Genomic DNA, 21,831 nt, shown 5'->3' with positions numbered 1-21,831 from the left:
CGGGCAGATTTAGCGTTCAAACAGCATCAGCATGGCCGCCAGGTCTGGCTGCCATTGGTATTTCGCCATGGGCACTTTGTCGCCGGTGAGGGGATCACCCTTGAACAGTACGCCTTCAGCCAGTAAGCGCTGCCTTTGCTCTAGCCAGCCGGGGCTGCCCTTGGGCAGCCCCAGTCGGCCATCTGCCGCAACCACCCTGTGCCAGGGCAGTTGTTCGGTATTCTGGGTACGCAGCGTACTGCCCACCAGTCTGGCCCGGCCGGGCAGGCCAGCCAGATCCGCCAGTTGTCCATAGCTCACCACTTTCCCGCAGGGCACTAACGCCAGCAGCGTTAATATTTGCTGCTGGGCCTGTGTTGGGTGAGATGCCACGGTCAGGAAAACGTACGGGTGAGATCGTTAAGTCCCTGAGATCGATCCAGCAGCTGTTTACTCGAATCTTCTACCTGCGCAATTTTAGTCAGGTTGGCCGAAGAGGTTTCAGAAATACAATGCACATTGTGGCTGATTTCTTCGGCGACCAACTGCTGTTGCTCGGCGGACGACGAAATTTGTACCGTAATACCCACAATATGATCGATTTCCGTGACCACCAGCGCCAGGCTGTTGCTGCCGGCTTCGGCGGCCTGCACGCAATCCTGGCTGTGCGCCATGTTGGTGTCCATCATCACATGCCACTTGGACAGGGTTTGCTGAATCTGGCCGATGCTGGTCTGAATTTGCTCGGTGGCACCATGGGTACGGGTAGACAGGGCGCGTACTTCTTCTGCCACCACGGCAAAGCCGCGTCCATGTTCACCGGCCCGCGCGGCTTCAATGGCGGCGTTGAGTGCCAGCAGGTTGGTTTGATCGGCAATGCCCTGAATTTCGCTCATCAGGGTACCAATGCGATTCGACTCTTCGGTTAACGCCTGGGTCGCTTTTGCTGCCTGCTTGGCCTCTTCGGCCAGGCCCACAATCTTGACGCGGGTCTGTTCCAATTGTTCTTGCGTGACATGACACTGGTGCTGTGCTTCTTCGGCATTGCTGGCCGCCTGCTGGGTATTACGGGTAATTTCGGTGGCGGTGGCCGACATTTCATTAATGGCGGCGGCAATTTGATGGGTATCGCTGTCTTGCTGACTCAGCTCGACGCGCGCGCCCGTCATGGCCTGCATCATGGATCCGGCCAGTTCCTTGAGTGAATCGGTGGCATCGTCTACCCGGCCCAATATGGTACGGGTGCGTGCCTGCCACATTTTAAGATGGTAATCGGCAATGGAATGCGGCGCATCGCCGGAATAAACCAGGCGAGAAAGGCTGTCGTATTCCTTGCCGAGCCCCTGCAGATATTGGCGGGTACCGAGTAACGACTTGCGATAACACACCCCCAGCCACAGCAGGGGTAACAGGCTCCATAGCAGCGTGCTGCCACCGCCGTTGATAAAGGCGCCCGCCAACAAGGCGCATAAGCCGACCAGTGGCAAACTTGCCACCAAGGGCTTCAGCCAGGACGGAGCGCTGTGCTTTTGTTGTTCCTGCTTCAGTAGTTGTCGATAAGCCTGGCTGGCAATATTGCGGGTCTTGTCGTCCAGTTGGGTACGTACCGATTGAAAGCCGGTGATCTTGCCGTCTTGATAGATAGGGGTGACATAGGCATCAACCCAGTAATAACGACCGTCCTTGCAGCGATTTTTTACTGCGCCACGCCAGGGACGACCGGCTTTGGCGTGCTCCCATAAATCACGGAACGCCGCCTTGGGCATATCGGGATGGCGAACGATGTTGTGGTTTTTTCCGACCAGCTCTTCTGGAAGATAACCCGCAACACGACAGAAGATATCGTTGGCATAGGTAATGACGCCACGCAGATCCGTGGTTGAAACCAGTTGTTCCTGGCTATTGTAAGTGACTTCCTCGTCGATAACGTGCTGGTTTCTTCTATTCATTTTATTTTTATGCCCGCGATGAAATGACAGTAATTTCTACCGATTATATCGGCATTCAATATATAAACTTGAGCGTGTTTCTCAATTGTGAAAAATAGATCGATTGGTTTCAATCGATTCTTGTTATGACGCGCTGCTGGTGGTGATTAATTGTGCAGCTTGCAGCGTGGCTCGACGCTTTTATGTGTCCTGACGAACAGAGGGGAGTATGGCTTGTTGCCGCGAACAGGTAAAAAACGTTAAAAAATAATCAAGACGCTGAAAATTGAAGCAAACACAGTTGGCAACAATAAAATGACTTGTATTGTAGGCTGCCACCCTTATAATGCGCATCCATTGAACACCTGCAAGGGTGTATCAATATCTTGGAAGTAAAGAAATTTAGCGGGAATAGCTCAGCTGGTAGAGCACAACCTTGCCAAGGTTGGGGTCGCGAGTTCGAATCTCGTTTCCCGCTCCAAATTTCAGTTCAACTCTCTGCGATGGCGCGTTAGCAAAGCGGTTATGCAGCGGATTGCAAATCCGTTTAGTCCGGTTCGACTCCGGAACGCGCCTCCATCTCCTTATTAGCTTTCCTGCTGTTCAATCTCACTCGTATCATCAAGCCATTCCTTGTCTACCTGAATATACCAGTTACCTTTTGCGTCGCTGAAATTCTGCTTTCTATCCAATCGTTCACTGTGGCGTCCGCCGGTTAGCCAACCCAGCTTGTGCTGCGGAATAAAACCGGGCTTGGGTGACTCAAGTCCCCAAATTCCTCTTTCGCCATGCTCGGATAAAAATTGTTGGCAATGGACAGGATAATAGAGGCGTCCCTTTAAAATCAGACGTTTGTGCTGTGGCAATAATCCCAGCCGTTTTAGATGCTGGTGAACATGGGGTTGCTGGCTCAGCATCAGTTGATGATTCAGCATATGCTGATGCTTGCGACGCAACTTGTCGCGAGGATTCATGCCAAAAGCGCTGTCAAAGGGGTTATCCTGTTGGCTGATCAGGTAAAATTTTACGGCCAGTTCCCAGTGTTCGATGCGTTTTAACCGTTGATCCCAGACAATAAAATCAAATGCCCCCACAGTGGTACCATCAATGACCTGTTGCCAGTCATGGGCCAGCAATTGATAGCGATCATGATCGAGCAGAAAAAAATGCCAAAGTGACTCAAAATAGAAACCGAGTCGACGATGGGGTTGGCAATGCAGGTGCAATAGCGCCGGGTTGTCGTCCAGCTCGAGCAGACGAGGCTGGTATTCGGTTAACAGCTGCGAATACCAGAGATTGTCCGGTGCCTGAGGTGAATGTTGCAGCAGGTTGGGACTGGCCAGGGCCCAGGCCAGGTCTCGTACTATCGGATCTGTGAGCTGCGATAATAAAGAATGCAAAGCATTACTCATTCAAGGAACCTTTTGTTTTAGAATGGGCCCAATCACGCCATGGAGTCAGCATGAATAATTTAGAACTCGAACGGCTGCTGAATGAGCAGCTCAATGTTGAAGCGATTAAAGATTATTGCCCGAATGGCCTGCAAGTGGAAGGCAAGCCCGAGATTAGCAAAATCGTGACGGGTGTAACAGCCAGTCAGGCCTTGATTGACCAGGCGATTGAGGCGAATGCCGACGCCATCCTGGTTCATCACGGTTATTTTTGGAAAGGGGAAAACGAGCAGGTTCGTGGCATGAAACGCCGTCGGCTGAAGGCCCTGCTGGCGCACGATATCAACCTTTACGCCTACCATTTACCACTCGATATTGCCCCTGTGCTGGGTAACAATGCCCAGCTGGCCGCCTTGCTGGGCATTCAGGATGTGGCTCCTCTGGAAGCAGGCAACGCATTGTCGGTGGCGCAGTGGGGGGGGTTGGACTCTCCGCTGAGCGGTGCCGAGCTTGGCGAACGGCTGCAACAACGCCTGCACCACCCTGTGTTGCATGTTGGCGATACCGGCCCCGAATTGATTCGCAGCGTGGGCTTTTGCACCGGCGGCGGCCAGGGGTATATCGACCTGGCGGCTCAACGGGGAATGGATGCTTTCATCAGCGGTGAGGTATCCGAGCAAACCGTGCACGTTGCCCGTGAATGCGGCATACACTTTTTTGCGGCAGGGCATCACGCTACCGAGCGTTATGGCGTAAAGGCCCTGGGCGAGTGGCTGGCAAAAGAGCAGGGATTAGAGGTGAGCTTTGTTGATATCGACAATCCTGCTTGATCACAGCGGGCCAATATAATGAAAACGGCTGACATTTACGGATAAAAAAAGACCAGAGTACATTCATACTCTGGTTTTGCAGCAGCCACACAGGCTAAAAAAGGTTGTCGTTACCAACACTAATAACAGGCATTAATAAAAATAAAAAAACTAAATATAACAAGCAGCTACACAGCATCAGAGAAAGAATAAATGAGTCATACTGAGTGTTGATTCGATGTTAACATCAGGTTAATTTACTGCAAGTTTTTTTCGCACCCAAGGTGCAGAAAGATAAAGCTAATGGTTAAAGGTGAGAATATAAATGGGTGATGAGAGACTGAATGTCTTGTTGGTAGAGGATACCGCCTCTTTGGCTGCGCTTTACCAGGCTTATCTACAGGATGAACCGCTGTCGCTGACCGTGGTGAATAATGGTCAGGAAGCACTCGAGCACATTCGGCGACAACCGCCGGATATTCTGTTGCTTGATTTGTTGTTGCCTGATATGCCCGGCATGGAAATTTTGCAATGGTTACATCGCGAACAGCCCAATATTACCACTATCGTGATCACGGCTCATGGATCTGTAGATGTGGCCGTAGAAGCCATGCGCCTGGGGGCTCACGACTTCATCAACAAGCCGGTTGAAATAGAACGACTCAAGGTCACTTTGCATAACACGATGAAGTTTCGCCACCTTAATCAGCTGGTCGATCGCTATCGTCACGATATTGAAAAAGAGCCTTTTCAGGGTTTTATTGGTGCAAGCCTGCCCATGCAAAAGGTATATCGGCTGATTGAAAACGCGGCTCCCAGTAGTGCGACCGTGTTTGTGACCGGCGAAAGCGGTACCGGTAAAGAAGTGTGTGCCGAAGCCTTGCATCAGCTAAGCAATCGCAGTGAAGGTCCTTTTATTGCCCTTAACTGTGCGGCCATTCCCAAAGAACTGATGGAAAGCGAACTGTTCGGCCACATCAAGGGAGCCTTTACCGGCGCACTGCAAGACCGTGACGGCGCCGTGATCCGCGCCAACGGCGGCACCCTGTTCATGGATGAAATCTGTGAAATGGACCTGGAGCTGCAAAGCAAGTTGTTGCGCTTTTTACAGAGTGGGCAGATACAGCCCGTGGGCAGTTCGCAGCAAATCAAGGTTGATGTACGTATTGTGTGTGCCACCAACCGTGAGCCTTTGCTGGAAGTGGAACAAGGCCGTTTTCGTGAAGACCTGTATTACCGCTTGCATGTTATTCCTATTCACCTGCCGCCGCTGCGCGAACGGGGGGCCGATGTGATCAGCATTGCCACCGCGCTGGTTCGCCAGGCTTCAAGAGAAGAAGGCAAGTCGTTTGTGGGGTTGTCCGAAGCCACCAAAGACAGGCTGCAAGCCTATCACTGGCCGGGTAACGTACGTCAGTTGCAAAACGTGATCCGCAACGCCGTGGTGTTACATCAAGGTGAGTGGATAGAACAGGATATGCTGCCGGCGCCGCTGGATCGTCCCCTGACTGCAGACGCTGCCAGCGAACTGGTGACCGATGCCTTGCCGGCGCCCATAGTGCCGTTAGCCGTGCTGGAGCGTCAGGCAATAGAAAGAGCCATTGGCCATTGTCAGGGTAACGTTTCCCGTGCCGCAGCATTGCTTGAAGTGAGTCCTTCTACTATTTATCGCAAATTACAAAGCTGGGATACCCCAAATGGTTGATTGGCAAAATTTGCAGGCGCAGCTGCCCTTGCTTGATGAGCATCAGTTGCAGCGTATGAAAGATGAGCTAGGAGAACAGGTACTGGGGCGCCTGCTGCGCCTGTTTCTTGAAGATGGCCAACAGCTGGGCGATACCTTGCAGCTCGCCTTTATGGACAATAATACGGAAAAAATGGCGTCTTGCTGTCATAGCCTGCGCTCGGCCTGTGGTAGTTATGGCGCGCTACGCTGTCAGTATTTAAGTGAAAAGCTGGAGCAGTCTTGTCATCAGGAAGATGAAGCCAATATCGCGCCCCAGTTTCACGCCTGGCAACAGGCTCTGACTGCAACCCTGGATGAGGTGCGTACAAGGCTGGAATGGTGTGACAAGCTCTGAATAGATAAATCCCAGGCAAAAAAAATGGCCAACCCAAACGGGTTGGCCGAACTTCAGCATAAGCTGAAGAGAGCACGGGATAAAAACAACTGCCCTATATATGAAATAATCGTGCCAACTTTTCAAACCCTGATTCAACAAGGGTTGCGTTCAATAAACACTCAAAACCACCGTTGCGCAATGCAATTTAATCGCTATTTGCAAAGGCATTTTTTGCAATGTGATATTTCATGGTGGGCTATCTCCCAAAATAGGCGACACGACAATGTTTTTCTTGATTTGAAGCTATATTTCTATCTAAGGTGGTAGTAGAAAACTGGGAAACGTCAAAAACTCCGAGTCGGGTAGACCTAAGTTGCCGCGCACGTAAGCATGGTAATAAGGTGGCCAGACCGTTCAGCCTAAGGCTGTCAGGGTTGTGGGAGAAATGCCGCAGCCTCCCGTATTTGGAAAGGTGTTTATGTTTGAATTACAGGATGCGTTTGCGCGCAAGTTCCAATATTTGCGGTTGTCGGTCACCGACGTCTGCAACTTCAAGTGCCAATATTGCCTGCCGGATGGCTATATGCCAGACGGCCGCAAGTCATTTCTTACCCTGGATGAAATTCGCCGTTTGGCCCGGGCCTTTGCCGCCATGGGCACCAGCAAGGTGCGTATCACCGGCGGTGAGCCTTCTTTGCGTAAAGACTTTACTCAAATCATTGAAACCCTGGCCGGAACTCCCGGTATCGAAAAGGTGGCCATGACCACCAATGGTTATCGCATGGCCAAACACGCGGCTGATTGGCGACAGGCGGGCTTGACTGCCATCAACGTCAGCGTGGACAGCCTGGATCCACGCATGTTTCACCAGATAACCGGTCAGAATCGTTTTCACGAAGTGATGGCCGGTATCGACGCCGCCTTTGTAGCGGGATTCGAGCAGGTGAAGGTGAATGCGGTGCTGATGCGTGGTCTTAATGACGGCGATCTCGACCGTTTTCTGGCCTGGATCAAAGACAACCCCATTCAATTGCGCTTTATTGAGCTGATGCAAACCGGTGAAATGGACGAGTTGTTTCAGCGCCATCATGTGCGGGGGGCCGTGATCAAGGCTGCCTTGTTGCAGCAAGGTTGGCAGCAAAAACTCAGAGCCCATAATGACGGTCCGGCCGAGGTTTTCTGGCATGCGGATTACCGAGGCGAGATAGGCCTGATTATGCCTTATGCCAAAGACTTTTGTGCCAGTTGCAACCGGCTGCGCGTGTCGTCGTTAGGCAAGCTGCATTTGTGTCTGTTTGGTGACTATGGAGTGGATTTGCGTGATTTGCTCACGGACGATGATCAGTGTGGAACTTTGCAGCAACGGCTGCGAGACGCGCTGGCCGATAAAAAGGCCACCCACTTTCTCCATGAAGGGCACACCGGCATGACGCCCCATCTGGCCTCCATTGGTGGCTAGAGCGGCTGGCTACTCGCTGTTATTTTGTATAAACGTATTAAGGGAATGTTATGAGTCATGTAGCGAGCGCGTTTGTGCCGTTGAACATAGCGGTGCTGACCGTTTCTGATACCCGTAATGAAGACACCGACAGCTCGGGAAAATATCTGGTCAATGCGCTGACCGAAGCGGGTCACCAGCTGGTAGAAAAAGCGATTGTTAAAGACGACAAATATCAGCTGCGCGCCCTGGTCTCCCGCTGGATAGCCAGCACAGAAGTGCAGGTGGTACTGATCACCGGCGGGACCGGTTTTACCGGTCGCGATACTACCCCCGAGGCCATCAGCCCCTTGTTTGACAGCCACATTGATGGCTTTGGCGAGCTGTTTCGCCATATCACCTATCAAGAGCTGGGCACGTCCACGGTACAGAGCCGTGCACTTGGCGGGCTGGCCAACCGCACCGCCATTTTTTGCATGCCGGGTTCAACCGGTGCCTGCCGTACCGGCTGGACGGGCATTTTGGCCGAGCAACTCGATGCCCGCCACAAGCCCTGCAACTTTGTACAACATCTGGTGAATGCATGAGTGAATTAACCCATATCAACGCCTCCGGCGAGGCCAATATGGTGGATGTGAGCACCAAGGCGGTGACGGTGCGAGAAGCCCGGGCCGAAGCCTGGGTGCTGATGGCCGAGCAGACGCTGGCGCTGATTGTGAGCGGCCAGCACCACAAGGGTGATGTATTTGCCACCGCCCGCATTGCCGGCATCATGGCGGCGAAAAAAACCGCCGACCTGATCCCCTTGTGTCATCCATTGGCGCTGTCCAGGGTTGAAGTCCAACTCACGCCAGACACAGAACGCGGCGGCGTGCACATTCAAAGCTACTGCAAACTGTCGGGGCAAACGGGAGTGGAGATGGAAGCCTTGACGGCGGCGTCGGTGGCGGCCCTGACCATTTATGACATGTGCAAGGCGGTACAAAAAGACATGCTGATCGACGGCATACGCCTGCTGGAAAAGCGGGGCGGAAAATCGGGAGACTTTACGGCATGACCATAAAAGTGGTGTTTTTCGCTCGCGTACGCGAGCAGCTGGGTCAGGACTCACTGGAATTGAGTGGCGATTTCGACAGCGTCGATGCGCTGCGCCAGCACCTGGTTGCCCGTGGCGAGCCCTGGTCACGCGCCTTGGGCAGCCAGACTCTGCTGGCTGCGGTCAATCACGATATAGTGCCGCTGCATACGGCCGTGAAGGCCGGCGATGAAGTGGCTTTCTTTCCGCCGGTCACGGGAGGCTGACATGATCAGCGTGCAAACCCGGGACTTTGATTTGGCCACCGAATATGCCGCCCTCAGTGCATCACACCAGACCGGTGCCGTGGTGACCTTTGTTGGCAAGGTACGGGACATGAATCAGGGCGACGCCGTCAGCGGCATGACCCTTGAACATTATCCCGGCATGACGGAGCGGGCCTTGCAGCAAATTGTCGACCAGGCTCAGGCGCGATGGCCATTGCTGGAATGCCGGGTTATTCATCGGGTTGGTGCTTTGGCGCTCGGCGATCAGATTGTGTTGGTGGGCGTGGCCAGCCTGCACCGTGAAGCGGCTTTTTCTGCCTGTCAGTTCATTATGGATTACCTTAAAACCCGAGCCCCCTTCTGGAAGAAAGAACAAACCCCACAGGGCACCCGCTGGGTTGACGCCAAAGACAGCGACAACCAGGCAGCCAGCAACTGGGATGAAAAGTCGCACCCATCCCGTTAAAAACAAGCCGTCATCCTGACGAACGTCAGGATGACGGTGTTTCGATTCTCGGCCGTTTTCCTGCTTCCAGCTTTGCACTTCAAGCTTTACTTGGTCTCAAACTGACTCCTTGCTAGTATAGCCATCTAAATGTCTAAACTGCGTGTTTGGCTATCGGTCATTATCGTCTATTTCAAGGAGTTGTTATGCGTCGAACCCTGCTCAAGTTGCCCTTGCTGGCGCTGGCCTTTGCTGCCTTGCCGCTATCTGTGATTGCCGCAGATGCAGACAAAAAAGAAATCGTGATTGGCACCACAGTGGGGGATTTTGCCGACATGGTGAGCGAGTCGATCAAGCCTTATCTTGAGCAACAGGGCTATCAGGTGAAGCTGGTTGAATTCACCGACTACGTCATTCCCAATATGGCGCTGGCGGAAGGCTCGCTGGACGTTAACTGCTTTCAGCACAAGCCCTATCTGGACAGCTTTATCAAAGACCGCAAACTCGACCTGACTCCCATTACTCAGGTGCCGACCGGCCCCATGGGCCTGTATTCCGGCAAGCAGAGCTCACTGGAGCAGGTAAAGGCGGGCAGCACGGTCGCCATTCCCAACGACCCCACCAATCAGGCGCGAGCACTGTTGATGCTGGCCGATTTGGGCTGGATTGAACTGAAAACTGACATCGATCCTCTGAAGGCGAGCGAGTTTGATATCGCGAGCAATAGCAAAGGCATCAAGCTGGTGGCACTGGAAGCCGCTCAACTGCCTCGTGCACGCCAGGATGTTGATTTTGCGGTGATCAACGGCAACTATGCCGCCTCCAGTGGCATTGCCTTCGGTGATGGTCTGTTTCTGGAACGCAGTTATGACTTTATCAACTGGGTGGTGATACGCAGTGAAGATCAGCAACAACCCTTTGTTCAGGATGTGATTGCCGCCTATAACTCGGACGCGTTCAAAGACTATGCCGTCAAGCGCTTCGAGGGATACAAGTATCCCGAGTCCTGGGAGCAATAAGCCGTGCTATCGCCATCTTGCAAAAACTGGCAGTTTGCCGTGCACGGTCGTCAGTTGGCCGTGATGGAGTGGGGCAATCCCGAGGGCGTGCCCGTGATTGCCCTGCATGGCTGGCTGGATAATGCCGCCAGTTTTACGCTGTTGGCGCATCATCTGCCGCAGATTCGACTGATTGCGCTCGATTTGGCCGGTCACGGCTTGTCCGATCATCGGCCAGCCGGCCAGCCCTATTATATTTGGGACAACGTGGCCGACGTGCTGGCCTTGGTTGAGCATCTGGGGTTGGAAAGGGTGGTACTGCTGGGTCACTCCTTGGGCGCGGGCGTGGCGACCTTGTTTGCCGGGGCGTTTCCCGAGCGGGTCAGTCGCATGATTTTGCTGGACGGCATGATCCCGCTGGATTATCCCGCCGAGCAATTACCCGAGTCCATGGCCAGGGCCTTGCGTCGTGGCGCTCGGCTGGGGCGGCGTTCACTGCGTCCTTATGCCAGCTTTGAAGAGGCATTGCAGACGCGCATCAACAGCCGCTGGCCGGTGAGCCGACAAGCCGCCACCTGGTTGCTGGAGCGGGGTCTGAAACAACAAGCCGATGGCTGGGTGTGGCGCAGTGACATAGCTCTGACCCAGCCTTCCATCGTGCGGTTGTGCGAGCCACAAATCGCGGCCTTCGTGCGTCGTTTGACTATGCCGGTAAAACTCATCATGGCAGAGCGGGGCGAAGAATTATCTCTTATTGAGTCTATGCTGCACATGGTGCCGAGTCTCGAGTTCGATATGCTGCCCGCCACTCATCATTTACACCTGGAGCCGGAGCCGGCCCGGCAGATTGCAGACTGGATCAGCCAGCGCCTGCTGGCGGATCAAGACGGTTAAAGCAGTAATGAGTCTTGCGGCGGCACATCCTGGCCGCCCAACTCCAGCTCGAGCTGCTTTTTACGCGCCGCCGCCAGCACGCGGCGCTTACGGTCCTGGCACAGCCGGATCACCTCGCGTTTTTGTCCCGAGCTGAACTGCAGCCAGTTGAAACGCTCGTCGCGATTACGAAAACAGCCTTTGCAGTAGCCCCGATTATTGACCTGACACACACCGATGCAGGGGCTGGGTACGTCAAAAAACTCCAGTTGTTCCATAATGCGCCCTCCATCCATTCTTATCTAAATGGAGCATATTTCATCGCGTTCGGCAAGTACAAGCCTGCATTGGCGGAGCGTGCCTGGGTAGGATTTACAGCCAGTCGCGCAGTCGGTACCAGGTCATGGCCAGCATCAGGGCGGGGGTTCGTAGCAGTCGGCCACCCGGAAAGTCATGGTGGGGGATCTTGCAGAACAGATCGAAGCGTTCAGCCGAGCCGGCTATGGTTTCGGCCATCAGAAAGCCTGCCATGCCGGTCAGCGCAATGCCGTGACCAGAAAAACCCTGGGCAAAATAGACGTTGCCGTTCAAACGACCAAAATGCGGGGCGCGATTCATGGTAATTCCCACATACCCACCCCAGGTGTATTGCTGGGCCACGTCCTGCAGTTGAGGAAAAATATGGCGCAGCCGTTGCCCCATGAGCGAGGCCAGATGTCTCGGCTCCCGGCCTGAATAACTGACTCTGCCGCCGAACAGCAGTCGATGATCGCTACTGAGGCGAAAATAGTCGAGCACAAAATTGATGTCGGCAACGGCCATATTATTGCGAATGAGATCCTGTGCTCGTTCGGCCCCCAGGGGCTCAGTGGCGGTAATATAGGTGCCCACCGGCATCAGCTTGCGCTCAATATCGGGGGCAACCCCGCTCAGGTAGGCATTACCGCATAATAATAAATGCCGGCAGCGCACGCGGGCCCGATCAGTAAAGGCGATGGGAGTGGCACCTTGCTCGATACGGGTAACGGCGCTGTGTTCGTAAAAGGTCGCACCCGCCAACTCGGCGGCACGCACCAGCCCCAGGGTGTAGTTAAGCGGGTGTACATGGCCGCTGTTCGAATCATACAGCCCCCCAATATAGGCGTCACTGGCCAGTTGCTGGCGCAGTTGAGTGTGATCCCACATGCGTAATGAAGAATAGCCAAAGTCGTTTTTCAACGACCGCTGCCAGTCTGCCAGCTCTTTCATGTGCCGCGGCTTCATGGCGGCATGTACATGGCCTTCAACCAGATCGCACTCGATATGATGCTGCTTGATGCGTGATCGCATCAGATTCATGGCAGCCAGCGAGGTTTGCCACAGTGACTGACTGGCACTGTGGCCCATCAGGCGAGTCAGTTTTTCCTGCTCGCAGGCATAGCCAAAAATCATTTGCCCGCCGCTGCGTCCCGACGCCCCCCAACCCACCTTGTTGGCTTCCAGCACCACCACCTTGTAGCCTTTTTCTGCCAGCGAGAGTGCGGCCGACGCGCCGGTGATGCCGGCACCGACAATGCAGACATCCACATCCAGGTCTTGCTCAAGTGCCGGGTAGTGCAAGTCCAGGTTTGCAGAGGCGGCATAGTAAGAATCAGGATGTTGTGTCATAACCACTCCGTGCAATAGATCAAGTGACAGCCGAGTATTCAAGTGTATATCGGTCTGCCCTGTTGCCGATAGCGAATCCAGGTTAAAGATGCCGATCTAAATTCGCATATATCTATACAAGCCATGGTGTTAGCTTAAGATAAAGCATGTTGTTCACTTTTACTGTGGGTATCACCGATGAGTAAATACGAAACAAAAAAACGCGATATGGAATGGCTGAAAGGCTGGATGAAACAGCACGCCATTACCGAAGTGGAATGCCTGTTGCCCGACTTTACCGGCAATGCCAGAGGCAAGATATTACCGGCCAGCAAGTTTTTGAAAGAAGGTGGCATGCGGCTGCCGGAAAATATCTTTCTGCAAACCGTCAATGGTGATTGGCCCGATGATGAACACATCGACTGGACCGAGCGGGATATGGAGCTGCAAGCCGACATCAATACGCCACGGCTGGTGCCCTGGGCCAGTGAACCCACGGCTCAGGTGATCCACGACTGTTTCGATGCCAGTGGTCAGGCGGTAGAAATGGCCCCGCGCAGCGTATTGCGGCGAGTGTTGGCGCTGTATGAAGCGCAGGGCTGGCGTCCGGTTGTGGCCCCGGAGCTGGAGTTTTTTCTGGTCAAGAAGAATGAAGATTGGGACTATCCGCTGGAGCCGCCCATTGGGCGCAACGGACGGCCAGAAACCGCACGTCAGTCATTCAGTATCGATGCGGTCAACGAGTTTGATCCTATTTTCGAGGATATGTACGATTTTTGTGAAGCTCAGGGACTGGAAGTCGACACCCTGATCCACGAATCGGGCGCGGCTCAGATGGAAGTGAATTTTTTGCACGGCGATGCGCTCGATCTGGCCGATCAGGTGTTTTTATTCAAACGCACCATGCGCGAAGCGGCCATGCGCCACAATGTGTATGCCACCTTTATGGCCAAACCCATGCAAAATGAGCCGGGCAGTGCCATGCATATTCATCAGAGCCTGATTGACGGGGCCGGAAATAATCTGTTCAGCAATGCCGATGGCAGCCACAGCGACTTGTTTCTGCACTGTATCGGCGGCATGCAGCGTTATATTCCCAGTGCCGTGGCCTTGTTTGCTCCCAATGTAAACTCGTATCGGCGTCTGGCGTTTGGTGACGTGGCGCCGCGTAATATGGAGTGGGGAGAAGACAACCGCACCGTGGGCCTGCGTGTGCCTCGTTCCGCGCCTGCCGACCGGCGTATCGAGAACCGCTTTGCCGGTGCCGATGCCAATCCTTATCTGGCGCTGGCTGCGAGCCTGGCCTGCGGTTATCTGGGCATGATGAATCAGGTGGCCGCCACCGAACAGGTGCAGGGCAGTGCCTATAATATGCCCTTTGGGCTGGCGCGCAGTCTGGAAGAAGCCTTGCTGGAATTGGAGCGATGCGATGAGCTGTGCCAGTTGCTGGGGCCGAGATTTGTCAGTGCCTTTATTTCGGTCAAGCGCAAGGAGTACGAGGCGTTCTTTACCGTGATCAGCGCCTGGGAGCGAGAGTTTTTATTGCTGAACGTGTAACTCGCATCATAACAGGCGTTCACAGTGTCAGGCGGTTGGGTGGCGTTGCAGCGCTATAATGTCATTATTAATCACATCAACAAGCTAATACAGAGGCAGATATGGATATCGGAGTTCCACGAGAAATAAAAAATCATGAGTATCGGGTAGGCATGACACCGGGCGGTGTTAAAGAGCTGGTACGCGACGGTCACCACGTTCTGGTGCAATGTGGTGCCGGCAGCGGCATTGGCCTGCTGGATGAAGATTACGCCGCCGCCGGTGCCGAGCTGGTGAAGGATGCCAGCGAGATTTTTGCCCGTGCCGAGATGATCATCAAGGTAAAAGAGCCCCAACCCGAAGAGTATCGCCAGCTAAGACAGGATCAGCTGCTGTTTACCTATTTGCATCTGGCACCGGATCTGGCGCAAACCCGGGGGCTGCTGGCTTCGGGATGTACCGCCATCGCCTATGAAACGGTAACCGATGATCAGGGTGGCTTGCCTTTGCTGGCCCCCATGAGCGAAGTGGCGGGGCGCATGGCGGTGCAGGCTGGCGCCCATTGTCTGGAAAAAGCCCAGGGCGGGCGTGGGGTATTGCTGGGCGGTGTACCGGGCGTATCGCCTGCTCGGGTCCTGATTTTGGGGGGCGGCGTGGTGGGCATCAACGCCGCGCGCATGGCCATGGGGCTGGGGGCCGATGTAACGCTGATGGACACTTCATTGGCGCGACTTACCGAACTGGATGCACTGTACGGTCCTCGCTTGAAAACCCTGTATTCCACCGCTGCCAATATAGAGGCCGAGTTGGTACACAGTGAGCTGGTGATTGGTGCGGTATTAATTCCCGGCGCGGCAGCCCCTAAACTGGTCACCCGCGACATGCTACAGCTGATGCCCAAAGGGGCGGTACTGGTCGATGTGGCGATTGATCAGGGAGGGTGTTTTGAAACCAGTCATATTACGACCCACCAGGACCCAACGTTCGATGTTGACGGCATAGTGCATTATTGTGTGGCCAACATGCCCGGAGCCGTGGCCTATACTTCTACTTTTGCTCTCACCAACGCCACGCTGCCTTTTATCAAGGCATTGGCAAATCTGGGCTGGCAGCAGGCGTTGCAACAAGACGCCCATCTGGCGCAAGGGTTGAATGTGCATCAAGGGCAGATTGTGTGTCAGGCGGTGGCCGAGGCACATAACCTGGAATATACGCCACTGATGCAGGTGCTGGCGGCAGATTGAACTTTTGTATGTGATAACGACCATGAGGTGATGATGGGGCTGGAAGAAAAACAGCAACAACAAAGCAAGGCTCGCTTTTTGACCGATATGGAATCGGTAGACCCCTCACGCCTCAGCCAGGCCGCCAGCGCGGGCGAGCGCAAGCTGAATCAATTAAGTGGCCAGCCGCCGTCGTCATTGGCCCAATTGTGGCAAGATTTACGCTTGATGGTGAATTTGCTCAATGACTATCGCAAAGGTCACTACAGAACCGTGCCCTGGAAGGTGATCGCGGCCATAACGGCGGCCCTGGTGTATTTTGTGTCGCCGGTGGATGTAGTGCCCGATTTCTTGCCTCTGGCGGGATATCTGGATGATGCGCTGGTGATCAAGCTGGCTCTGGATTTGGCGCGAGCCGATCTGGCGCGTTATAGCCAATGGCGAACCTGGCAATCAGAACCTGATACGGCAGAAAAAAACACGCCGAGCACATAAGTATATGCTCGGCGTGTTAATCAATAACGGCGGGGGACAGGCTTGTTAGCCGCCCCGTTTGTTGTTGTCTTCATCATCGGGATGGTAACTGCCGGGAGGTGCAGGGGGGACTCCCCAGTTTTCTTCTTTGGCTTTATCTTTTTTCTCTTCTTGATCCCAGTCTTTCAAGTGCATTTTATCGCGATTTTTCTTTACTGATCGTTCAACCCGCTTGGTGTCTTTGAGCGCGCCAACAAACAGCCCGACAACGAACAACAGGGGTAAAGCAATCCAGAGCCAGGTGCTCATGGTTTAATCCTCATTAGAGTGGCTAGCTATATAACGGACAAAAATATCGTCCAGTTGCTTAAGGATATGCGTTTTTCCGGCAATATGCTGCAACCTTAAGGTGTCGGCTATCAGCGGCAGGGTCAACTGACTGGCGCAGCCTTCGGCCAGGGGGCGATAACTCACATGCCAGGGTTCAATCGCCACTCCATTATGTTGCTCGGCAAACGGCAGAAAAAAATCAAATCGTGCCATATTGGCTGTCAGCCATTGGCTTAGCGGATAAAAATAACCACCGGCCTGATACTCCCAGGGCTCCAGCTTTAATTTGGCTCCCTCGGGTAACAAGTCGGGGTCGTAAATATCCAGGTCCGTCCCCCAGTGATGGCGGCTGGTGCCGGGCAGGGCGCTCCAGTGCAAAATGGCGTTAATGCGCTCGGTCTCACTCAATGCCAGGGCGTCCAGCGGCTGGCTGTGGGCATCCAGCAGCGGGCGTTTGCCTTCGAACTTGCCATTCCAGATTGCCAGCTGGCGCTCAAAACTGCGAAAGCTGGACGCCGGCATCAGGTTGAAACCCGCCTCGGCGGCCGCGGCCTGCATCGCCATAAAGGCTTCTCTGGCCTCGGCTTGCAAGCGGTGCCCCGGTTCATTCAGCGCCACCAGATGGCTGTCATTCAAGCCCAGCAGGCAAAGCGGATTCATGCCAGTAACCGTTCCAGAATGCCTTCATACATATCGGTAAGCAGCTCGAGATCGGCAATTTTCACGCACTCGTTCAATTTGTGAATGGTGGCATTCACCGGGCCCAACTCAATTACCTGGGCACCGGTTTGCGCAATAAAACGCCCATCCGAGGTGCCGCCCGTGGTCAACAGCTCCGGGGCTTTATGTCTCACTGCGGTAATGGCGTCAACGGTAGCCTGCACCAGCTCGCCTTTATCGGTAAGAAAAGGCTGACCGTTAAGCAGCCAGTCGATGTGATAATCCAGACCGTGGGCGTCCAGAATGCTGTGTACGCGGCTTTTTATCTTGTCTTCATCCAGCTCGGTGCTGAAGCGAAAGTTAAACTGCACCTTGAATTCACCGGGGATCACATTGGACGCCCCTGTGCCGGCGTGAAGGTTGGCAATTTGAAAGCTGGTAGGAGGAAAAAACTCGTTACCCTTGTCCCAGACCGTATTGGCCAGCTCGGTCAGGGCTGGCGCCGCCTTGTGTACTGGGTTGTCCGCCAGGTGCGGATAGGCTACATGGCCCTGAATGCCTTTTACGATCAAATCGCCGGTCAACGAGCCTCTGCGGCCATTCTTGACCACATCACCGGTTTCGCTGGTAGAAGAAGGTTCGCCCACCAGGCACCAGGTGATTTTTTCGTTACGGGCTTCCAGGGTATCGATGACGCGGGTAGTACCGTTGATGAAGGGGCCTTCTTCATCACTGGTGATCAAAAAGGCGAGAGAGCCTTTGTGATCCGGATGCTGGGCAATAAATCGTTCGGTTGCTACTACCATGGCCGCCAGCGAACCTTTCATGTCGGCGGCACCTCGGCCATGCAAATAACCGTTGATGGCGGTGGCTTCAAAAGGCGGAGTATGCCATTGGTCCAGCGGGCCCGGAGGGACCACATCGGTGTGGCCGGCAAAACAGAACAGCGGACCTTCACTACCCCGGCGTGCCCACAGGTTGGTGGTGTCTTCAAACACCATGGTTTCCAGGGTAAATCCCAGGGCTTCAAGGCGCTTGCCCATCAGCTCCTGGCAGCCTTCGTCTTCGGGGGTGACGGAGGGGCGATTGATCAGTTCCCGGGTCAGGGCCAGCACGGCAGAGTCAGTCATTCTCGATCCTTGATTATTGATGGATTACTTATTAAATAGGTGTGCATACAGCTCGGGCTTGAAGCCCAGATGTAACTCGTCGCTCAGTACCAGCAGCGGCCGCTTGATAAGCGTCGGGTTGGCCTTGAGCAAGGCGGCAGCTGTGCCGGCTCCCAGGTTGGCTTTGTCGGTATCGGAGAGGGCGCGATAAGTGGTACTGCGTTTGTTGACCAGAGATTCCCAACCCAGTTTGTCGAGCCATAGCTGCAGATTTTCGTCATCGAGTCCGTCTACACGGTGATCGACGAACTGATAGTGGATGTCGTGTTGCTCCAGCCAGTTGCGGGCTTTTTTGACGGTATCGCAATTTTTGATGCCATAGAGTGTGATGGTCAAGGCGGGTTCCTGTAACGCAGAATGCATAATAAAGCAGAATTTTGTCACTTAAGCCAAGCGCCTGCAACCGGCTACCGCCAAACAATCACACCGCGATCTCGCCAATGATTTGTAGTTAGCCGCATTATACACTGGCGCCCACACGGCACTTTGGTTACTGTTGGCGTTTTTTGTCATTTCTGTCGCAGTCTGTCGCAGCTGCTGGGTCGAGTGTTACCTGCCCTTGCACAGATTGGGTGCGTTATTTAATGGTTTTGTCTTTAATCACAAATAGCCTTGATACGAGTTGGCCGTTTAACTATTTGAAAAGGGGAATGGGTTGGAACTCAAAGAATACTGGAGTGATAAAGGTCACTCTCGGGATTTTAAGCTCATCCGCATTGGTTTTGTGGCCGTTCGCTTTCGTTGGCTGGTGACGCTGCTCATTATTGGTATTGCCGGTTGGATCGCCGTGGACTGGTGGGTGCTGGATACGGCCCATTTCAAGCTGTTGTGGAAAGTTCGACTCATGACGGGGGTCATGTTAACGCCGCTGTTACCGCTCAGTTACCTGTGCAAACTCAATCGCCGCTGGATGGTGCTGTCGCTGTTTGCGCTGGTGATTATTTTGCTGCTCTTCAATCTGGTCAGCCTGTGGAGCTTTCGCGATGTGGCCACCATGCCGGCAGGTTATGTGGCGTTCCCCTATTTTTTGCTGGCACTGTTAGCGGTGTTGCCATTGCCCATCCGTTCCGGAGTGCGGATAGCCGTGACTATCATGGTCGCGGTGCTGGCCACCGATTATTGGCTGGACTCGCACACCCTCAATAACGGCAAGCTGATCGATAGGGTATGGTTGTTGCTTTGCTTCAGTCTGGCCATGATCTGGGTACAGACAGGGCAGTTGCGCATGCTGATGGATTTGTATCGGGAGTCGACCCGGGATGCGCTTACCCGTCTGATGAACCGTCGTTTATTCATGCAGCAATTTGCCGCGGTGCGCCACGACAGTAAGGCCGATCAGCCTTACACCCTGATATTGTTCGACTTGGACAAATTCAAACGCATCAATGACGAACACGGCCATCTGATGGGGGATGAGGTGCTGGTGCGGGTGGCGATGACCCTGATGGACATTTTTGGCCCGGATGCCATGGTGGCGCGTTACGGCGGCGAAGAGTTTATTGTGTTGCTGCCCAATACTCGGCTGGAGCAGGGGGTACGCAAGGCCGAAACCTTGCGCCTGGCGGTAGAATCCCAGCCGGTGGAAAACCCGCTGGATGAAAGTGAAGTCACGGTCACCCTGAGTGGCGGTGTGGTAGAAGGGCACCATAACAGCGATATGACCGAGCTGTTGCTGTGGGTAGATGAGGCTCTGTATGAGGCTAAAAGTCAGGGGCGTAACTGTGTGGTCGCACATGTTTAGTACAACTGGCGAATAAGGGCTCAGACGATGGTGGTTTGATAAGAGGGCTTGGCTTATACTGGCCGCGAGCCCCTACTTATTCAAATCATAACTCCCCTGCGGGATAATAACTTAAGCGAGATGTCTTATGCCCAAAGCGCATCATGAAAAACGTGCCCTCTATGTACCTTTTGCCGGACCAGCACTGCTAGAAACGCCGTTACTGAATAAAGGCGGCGCTTTTTCCAAGGATGAACGTATTGCCTTTAACCTGGACGGTTTGTTGCCACACAATATCGAAACGATTGAAGAGCAGGCATCGCGGGCATATAAGCAATATACTTCTTTTCAAAACGATCTCGACAAGCACATTTACCTGCGCAACATTCAGGATACCAACGAAACCTTGTTCTATCGTTTGGTACACAATCACCTGAGCACCATGATGCCCATTATTTACACCCCGACCGTAGGTCAGGCGTGTGAAGAGTTCTCCAACATCTATCGTCGCGCCCGGGGCCTGTTTATTTCATACCCGGACCGTGATCGTATCGACGATATTCTGCAAAACGCCACCAAGCGTAACGTCAAGGTGATTGTGGTGACCGACGGCGAACGAATTCTGGGCCTGGGCGACCAGGGCATCGGCGGCATGGGCATTCCTATCGGCAAGCTGTCTTTGTATACCGCCTGTGGTGGTATTTCACCGGCCTATACCCTGCCAGTGGTGCTGGATGCGGGTACCAATAACCCTCAGTTGTTGAAAGATCCCATGTACATGGGCTGGCGCAACCCGCGGGTCACCGGTGAAGAATACGAAGAATTCGTGGATGCCTTTATTCAGGCAGTGAAGCGTCGCTGGCCCAATGTGCTGTTGCAGTTTGAAGATTTTGCACAGAAAAACGCCATGCCGGTACTCAACCGTTATAAAGACGAATTGTGCTGCTTTAACGATGACATTCAAGGCACCGCCGCCGTGACGCTGGGATCCTTGATTGCGGCCTGTCAGGGCAGTGGCAGCAAGCTGTCCGAGAAAAAAGTGGCCTTCCTGGGCTCAGGCTCGGCCGGTTGTGGTATTGCCGAGCAAATTGTGGCGCAAATGAAAGCCGAAGGTCTGAGCGATGAAAAAGCCCGCCAGCGGGTGTTCATGGTTGACCGTTTCGGTTTGATCACCGACAACATGCCCAACCTGGTTGATTTTCAGCGTCCACTGGCTCAGTCACTGGAGCACATCAGCGACTGGGAGACCGCCGGCGAGAATATTTCGCTGCTGGAAGTCATGCAGAACGGCAAGCCCGACATCCTGATCGGGGTATCCGGCCAGCCGGGCCTGTTCACCAAAGAAGTGATTCAGACCATGCACGCCCATTGCGAGCGTCCTATTGTGTTCCCGCTGTCCAACCCCACCTCGCGGGTAGAAGCCACGCCAGAAGACATTATCAACTGGACCGATGGCCAGGCACTGGTTGCCACCGGCAGTCCGTTTGCTCCGGTAGAGTACAAAGGCAAGCTGTTTGAAATCGCGCAATGCAACAACTCCTACATCTTCCCCGGCATTGGTCTGGGTGTGTTGGCCTGTGGTGCCAAGCGAGTAACCGACGCCATGCTGATGTCGGCCAGTCGCGCGCTGGCTGCCACCTCTCCCATGGCGATTAACGGCGAGGGTGCCTTGTTGCCAGCATTGAAAGACATTCAGGAAGTGAGCCGTCAGATTGCCAAGATGGTCGCCAAAACCGCCCAGTTGCAGGGTCATGCACTGCAAATTTCCGATGCGGCGCTGGATGAAGCTATTGAAGCCAACTTCTGGCAGCCTGAATACCGCCAGTACCGTCGCGTTTCTTTCTAAACTCGGCATTTGGCGTCATGT

The 21,831-nt window shown here is 54.0% G+C and carries 24 protein-coding genes, 2 tRNA genes and 1 riboswitch; of the genes, 17 read left to right on the top strand and 9 right to left on the bottom strand.

Translation table 11 applies throughout. The annotated features are described in order from the left end of the window. Window positions 1-9: 9 nt before the first annotated feature. A complete protein-coding gene (locus tag IEW52_RS09980) occupies window positions 10-372 on the bottom strand; it encodes an MGMT family protein (protein WP_188629921.1) in 363 nt (120 codons plus the stop codon). Window positions 373-374: 2 nt separating this feature from the next. Further along, the gene (locus IEW52_RS09975) at window positions 375-1,928 is read right to left on the bottom strand and encodes a methyl-accepting chemotaxis protein (protein WP_188629920.1); all 1,554 of its coding nucleotides are present in this window, start codon (window positions 1,926-1,928) and stop codon (window positions 375-377) included. A 384-nt stretch (window positions 1,929-2,312) separates the two neighbouring features. Between IEW52_RS09975 and IEW52_RS09970 the strand changes: the two genes are divergently transcribed. After that, window positions 2,313-2,388: transfer RNA gene (locus tag IEW52_RS09970), tRNA-Gly, on the top strand. A gap of 24 nt (window positions 2,389-2,412) precedes the next feature. Next, window positions 2,413-2,486: transfer RNA gene (locus IEW52_RS09965), tRNA-Cys, on the top strand. A gap of 8 nt (window positions 2,487-2,494) precedes the next feature. Here the strand turns inward: IEW52_RS09965 and IEW52_RS09960 are convergent. Beyond that, window positions 2,495-3,319 (bottom strand): DUF1853 family protein, encoded by an 825-nt coding sequence (locus IEW52_RS09960; protein WP_188629919.1) that lies wholly within the window; start codon window positions 3,317-3,319, stop codon window positions 2,495-2,497. Between the two features lie 50 nt (window positions 3,320-3,369). Between IEW52_RS09960 and IEW52_RS09955 the strand changes: the two genes are divergently transcribed. The 10 genes from IEW52_RS09955 (at window position 3,370) to IEW52_RS09910 (ending at window position 11,247) form a co-directional block, all read left to right on the top strand. Next, complete coding sequence (locus IEW52_RS09955; RefSeq protein WP_188629918.1) at window positions 3,370-4,128, top strand: Nif3-like dinuclear metal center hexameric protein; 759 nt, start codon at window positions 3,370-3,372, stop codon at window positions 4,126-4,128. Between the two features lie 304 nt (window positions 4,129-4,432). Further along, entirely contained in the window at window positions 4,433-5,812 is a 1,380-nt protein-coding gene (locus tag IEW52_RS09950; RefSeq protein WP_188629917.1) for a sigma-54-dependent transcriptional regulator, read from the top strand. Next, window positions 5,805-6,188: an Hpt domain-containing protein gene (locus tag IEW52_RS09945; protein WP_188629916.1), complete on the top strand. Its 384-nt coding sequence runs from the start codon at window positions 5,805-5,807 to the stop codon at window positions 6,186-6,188. The genes IEW52_RS09950 and IEW52_RS09945 overlap by 8 nt, the downstream gene beginning before the upstream one ends. A gap of 321 nt (window positions 6,189-6,509) precedes the next feature. Continuing rightward, a riboswitch (molybdenum cofactor riboswitch) is annotated at window positions 6,510-6,661 on the top strand. Continuing rightward, complete coding sequence (moaA, locus tag IEW52_RS09940) at window positions 6,649-7,629, top strand: GTP 3',8-cyclase MoaA (protein ID WP_188629915.1); 981 nt, start codon at window positions 6,649-6,651, stop codon at window positions 7,627-7,629. (Overlaps the previous riboswitch by 13 nt.) Window positions 7,630-7,679: 50 nt before the next feature. Next, the gene (gene moaB, locus IEW52_RS09935) at window positions 7,680-8,195 is read left to right on the top strand and encodes a molybdenum cofactor biosynthesis protein B (protein WP_188629914.1); all 516 of its coding nucleotides are present in this window, start codon (window positions 7,680-7,682) and stop codon (window positions 8,193-8,195) included. Continuing rightward, window positions 8,192-8,665, top strand: coding sequence for a cyclic pyranopterin monophosphate synthase MoaC (gene moaC / locus IEW52_RS09930; RefSeq protein WP_188629913.1), 474 nt, complete (start codon window positions 8,192-8,194; stop codon window positions 8,663-8,665). Before moaB ends, moaC begins: the two co-directional genes overlap by 4 nt. Then, complete coding sequence (moaD, locus tag IEW52_RS09925; RefSeq protein WP_188629912.1) at window positions 8,662-8,910, top strand: molybdopterin synthase sulfur carrier subunit; 249 nt, start codon at window positions 8,662-8,664, stop codon at window positions 8,908-8,910. The genes moaC and moaD overlap by 4 nt, the downstream gene beginning before the upstream one ends. A 1-nt stretch (window position 8,911) precedes the next feature. Further along, window positions 8,912-9,376: a molybdopterin synthase catalytic subunit MoaE gene (moaE, locus tag IEW52_RS09920; RefSeq protein ID WP_188629911.1), complete on the top strand. Its 465-nt coding sequence runs from the start codon at window positions 8,912-8,914 to the stop codon at window positions 9,374-9,376. Window positions 9,377-9,561: 185 nt separating this feature from the next. Further along, window positions 9,562-10,374, top strand: coding sequence for a MetQ/NlpA family ABC transporter substrate-binding protein (locus tag IEW52_RS09915; protein WP_188629910.1), 813 nt, complete (start codon window positions 9,562-9,564; stop codon window positions 10,372-10,374). 3 nt (window positions 10,375-10,377) lie between these two features. Further along, a complete protein-coding gene (locus IEW52_RS09910) occupies window positions 10,378-11,247 on the top strand; it encodes an alpha/beta fold hydrolase (RefSeq protein ID WP_229667883.1) in 870 nt (289 codons plus the stop codon). On the opposite strand, the gene IEW52_RS09905 is transcribed toward IEW52_RS09910, so the two are convergent. Continuing rightward, window positions 11,244-11,504, bottom strand: coding sequence for a DUF1289 domain-containing protein (locus IEW52_RS09905; protein WP_188629909.1), 261 nt, complete (start codon window positions 11,502-11,504; stop codon window positions 11,244-11,246). The two genes, IEW52_RS09910 and IEW52_RS09905, sit on opposite strands and share 4 nt — an antisense overlap. A 94-nt stretch (window positions 11,505-11,598) precedes the next feature. Continuing rightward, window positions 11,599-12,873, bottom strand: coding sequence for an NAD(P)/FAD-dependent oxidoreductase (locus tag IEW52_RS09900; protein WP_188629908.1), 1,275 nt, complete (start codon window positions 12,871-12,873; stop codon window positions 11,599-11,601). Window positions 12,874-13,080: 207 nt separating this feature from the next. Between IEW52_RS09900 and IEW52_RS09895 the strand changes: the two genes are divergently transcribed. The 3 genes from IEW52_RS09895 to IEW52_RS09885 all read left to right on the top strand — a co-directional run bounded on the left by IEW52_RS09895 (window position 13,081) and on the right by IEW52_RS09885 (window position 16,106). Further along, entirely contained in the window at window positions 13,081-14,409 is a 1,329-nt protein-coding gene (locus tag IEW52_RS09895; protein WP_188629933.1) for a glutamine synthetase family protein, read from the top strand. A gap of 101 nt (window positions 14,410-14,510) precedes the next feature. Continuing rightward, complete coding sequence (gene ald, locus IEW52_RS09890; RefSeq protein ID WP_188629907.1) at window positions 14,511-15,632, top strand: alanine dehydrogenase; 1,122 nt, start codon at window positions 14,511-14,513, stop codon at window positions 15,630-15,632. A 30-nt stretch (window positions 15,633-15,662) separates the two neighbouring features. Continuing rightward, window positions 15,663-16,106: a YkvA family protein gene (locus IEW52_RS09885; RefSeq protein ID WP_229667882.1), complete on the top strand. Its 444-nt coding sequence runs from the start codon at window positions 15,663-15,665 to the stop codon at window positions 16,104-16,106. Window positions 16,107-16,151: 45 nt separating this feature from the next. Here IEW52_RS09885 and IEW52_RS09880 read toward each other — a convergent pair whose 3' ends face one another. Genes IEW52_RS09880 through IEW52_RS09865 form a run of 4 tightly spaced genes read right to left on the bottom strand, consistent with a single transcriptional unit; the run spans window position 16,152 to window position 18,580 of the window. Then, window positions 16,152-16,394: a hypothetical protein gene (locus IEW52_RS09880; RefSeq protein ID WP_188629906.1), complete on the bottom strand. Its 243-nt coding sequence runs from the start codon at window positions 16,392-16,394 to the stop codon at window positions 16,152-16,154. A gap of 3 nt (window positions 16,395-16,397) precedes the next feature. Continuing rightward, window positions 16,398-17,075, bottom strand: coding sequence for a M15 family metallopeptidase (locus tag IEW52_RS09875; RefSeq protein ID WP_188629905.1), 678 nt, complete (start codon window positions 17,073-17,075; stop codon window positions 16,398-16,400). Beyond that, a complete protein-coding gene (gene dapE, locus IEW52_RS09870; RefSeq protein WP_188629904.1) occupies window positions 17,072-18,205 on the bottom strand; it encodes a succinyl-diaminopimelate desuccinylase in 1,134 nt (377 codons plus the stop codon). The genes IEW52_RS09875 and dapE overlap by 4 nt, the downstream gene beginning before the upstream one ends. Window positions 18,206-18,229: 24 nt before the next feature. Further along, window positions 18,230-18,580 carry an ArsC family reductase gene (locus tag IEW52_RS09865; RefSeq protein WP_188629903.1) on the bottom strand — a complete coding sequence of 117 codons (351 nt, stop codon included), beginning with the start codon at window positions 18,578-18,580 and terminating at the stop codon, window positions 18,230-18,232. Window positions 18,581-18,899: 319 nt separating this feature from the next. On the opposite strand from IEW52_RS09865, the gene IEW52_RS09860 reads away from it, so the two are divergent. Then, window positions 18,900-19,985 (top strand): GGDEF domain-containing protein, encoded by a 1,086-nt coding sequence (locus tag IEW52_RS09860; RefSeq protein WP_188629902.1) that lies wholly within the window; start codon window positions 18,900-18,902, stop codon window positions 19,983-19,985. Window positions 19,986-20,112: 127 nt separating this feature from the next. Beyond that, window positions 20,113-21,810, top strand: a complete 1,698-nt coding sequence (locus IEW52_RS09855; RefSeq protein WP_188629901.1) for an NAD-dependent malic enzyme — start codon at window positions 20,113-20,115, stop codon at window positions 21,808-21,810. Window positions 21,811-21,831 lie beyond the last annotated feature (21 nt).

This window comes from Oceanisphaera marina (assembly GCF_014643915.1).
Classification (GTDB): Bacteria; Pseudomonadota; Gammaproteobacteria; order Enterobacterales; family Aeromonadaceae; genus Oceanimonas; species Oceanimonas marina.
Note: the sequence above shows the minus strand (reverse complement) of the source record. Positions and strands in the feature narration are given on the sequence as shown.

Bases quoted from the DNA above. Each gene is read 5' to 3' on its own strand.
- IEW52_RS09975 (WP_188629920.1), bottom strand. From the start codon at position 1,928: ATGAATAGAAGAAACCAGCACGTTATCGACGAGGAAGTCACTTACAAT.
- IEW52_RS09960 (WP_188629919.1), bottom strand. From the start codon at position 3,319: ATGAGTAATGCTTTGCATTCTTTATTATCGCAGCTCACAGATCCGATA.
- IEW52_RS09955 (WP_188629918.1), top strand. From the start codon at position 3,370: ATGAATAATTTAGAACTCGAACGGCTGCTGAATGAGCAGCTCAATGTT.
- IEW52_RS09950 (WP_188629917.1), top strand. From the start codon at position 4,433: ATGGGTGATGAGAGACTGAATGTCTTGTTGGTAGAGGATACCGCCTCT.
- IEW52_RS09945 (WP_188629916.1), top strand. From the start codon at position 5,805: ATGGTTGATTGGCAAAATTTGCAGGCGCAGCTGCCCTTGCTTGATGAG.
- moaA (WP_188629915.1), top strand. From the start codon at position 6,649: ATGTTTGAATTACAGGATGCGTTTGCGCGCAAGTTCCAATATTTGCGG.
- moaB (WP_188629914.1), top strand. From the start codon at position 7,680: ATGAGTCATGTAGCGAGCGCGTTTGTGCCGTTGAACATAGCGGTGCTG.
- moaC (WP_188629913.1), top strand. From the start codon at position 8,192: ATGAGTGAATTAACCCATATCAACGCCTCCGGCGAGGCCAATATGGTG.
- moaD (WP_188629912.1), top strand. From the start codon at position 8,662: ATGACCATAAAAGTGGTGTTTTTCGCTCGCGTACGCGAGCAGCTGGGT.
- moaE (WP_188629911.1), top strand. From the start codon at position 8,912: ATGATCAGCGTGCAAACCCGGGACTTTGATTTGGCCACCGAATATGCC.
- IEW52_RS09915 (WP_188629910.1), top strand. From the start codon at position 9,562: ATGCGTCGAACCCTGCTCAAGTTGCCCTTGCTGGCGCTGGCCTTTGCT.
- IEW52_RS09905 (WP_188629909.1), bottom strand. From the start codon at position 11,504: ATGGAACAACTGGAGTTTTTTGACGTACCCAGCCCCTGCATCGGTGTG.
- IEW52_RS09900 (WP_188629908.1), bottom strand. From the start codon at position 12,873: ATGACACAACATCCTGATTCTTACTATGCCGCCTCTGCAAACCTGGAC.
- IEW52_RS09895 (WP_188629933.1), top strand. From the start codon at position 13,081: ATGGAATGGCTGAAAGGCTGGATGAAACAGCACGCCATTACCGAAGTG.
- ald (WP_188629907.1), top strand. From the start codon at position 14,511: ATGGATATCGGAGTTCCACGAGAAATAAAAAATCATGAGTATCGGGTA.
- IEW52_RS09885 (WP_229667882.1), top strand. From the start codon at position 15,663: ATGATGGGGCTGGAAGAAAAACAGCAACAACAAAGCAAGGCTCGCTTT.
- IEW52_RS09880 (WP_188629906.1), bottom strand. From the start codon at position 16,394: ATGAGCACCTGGCTCTGGATTGCTTTACCCCTGTTGTTCGTTGTCGGG.
- IEW52_RS09875 (WP_188629905.1), bottom strand. From the start codon at position 17,075: ATGAATCCGCTTTGCCTGCTGGGCTTGAATGACAGCCATCTGGTGGCG.
- dapE (WP_188629904.1), bottom strand. From the start codon at position 18,205: ATGACTGACTCTGCCGTGCTGGCCCTGACCCGGGAACTGATCAATCGC.
- IEW52_RS09855 (WP_188629901.1), top strand. From the start codon at position 20,113: ATGCCCAAAGCGCATCATGAAAAACGTGCCCTCTATGTACCTTTTGCC.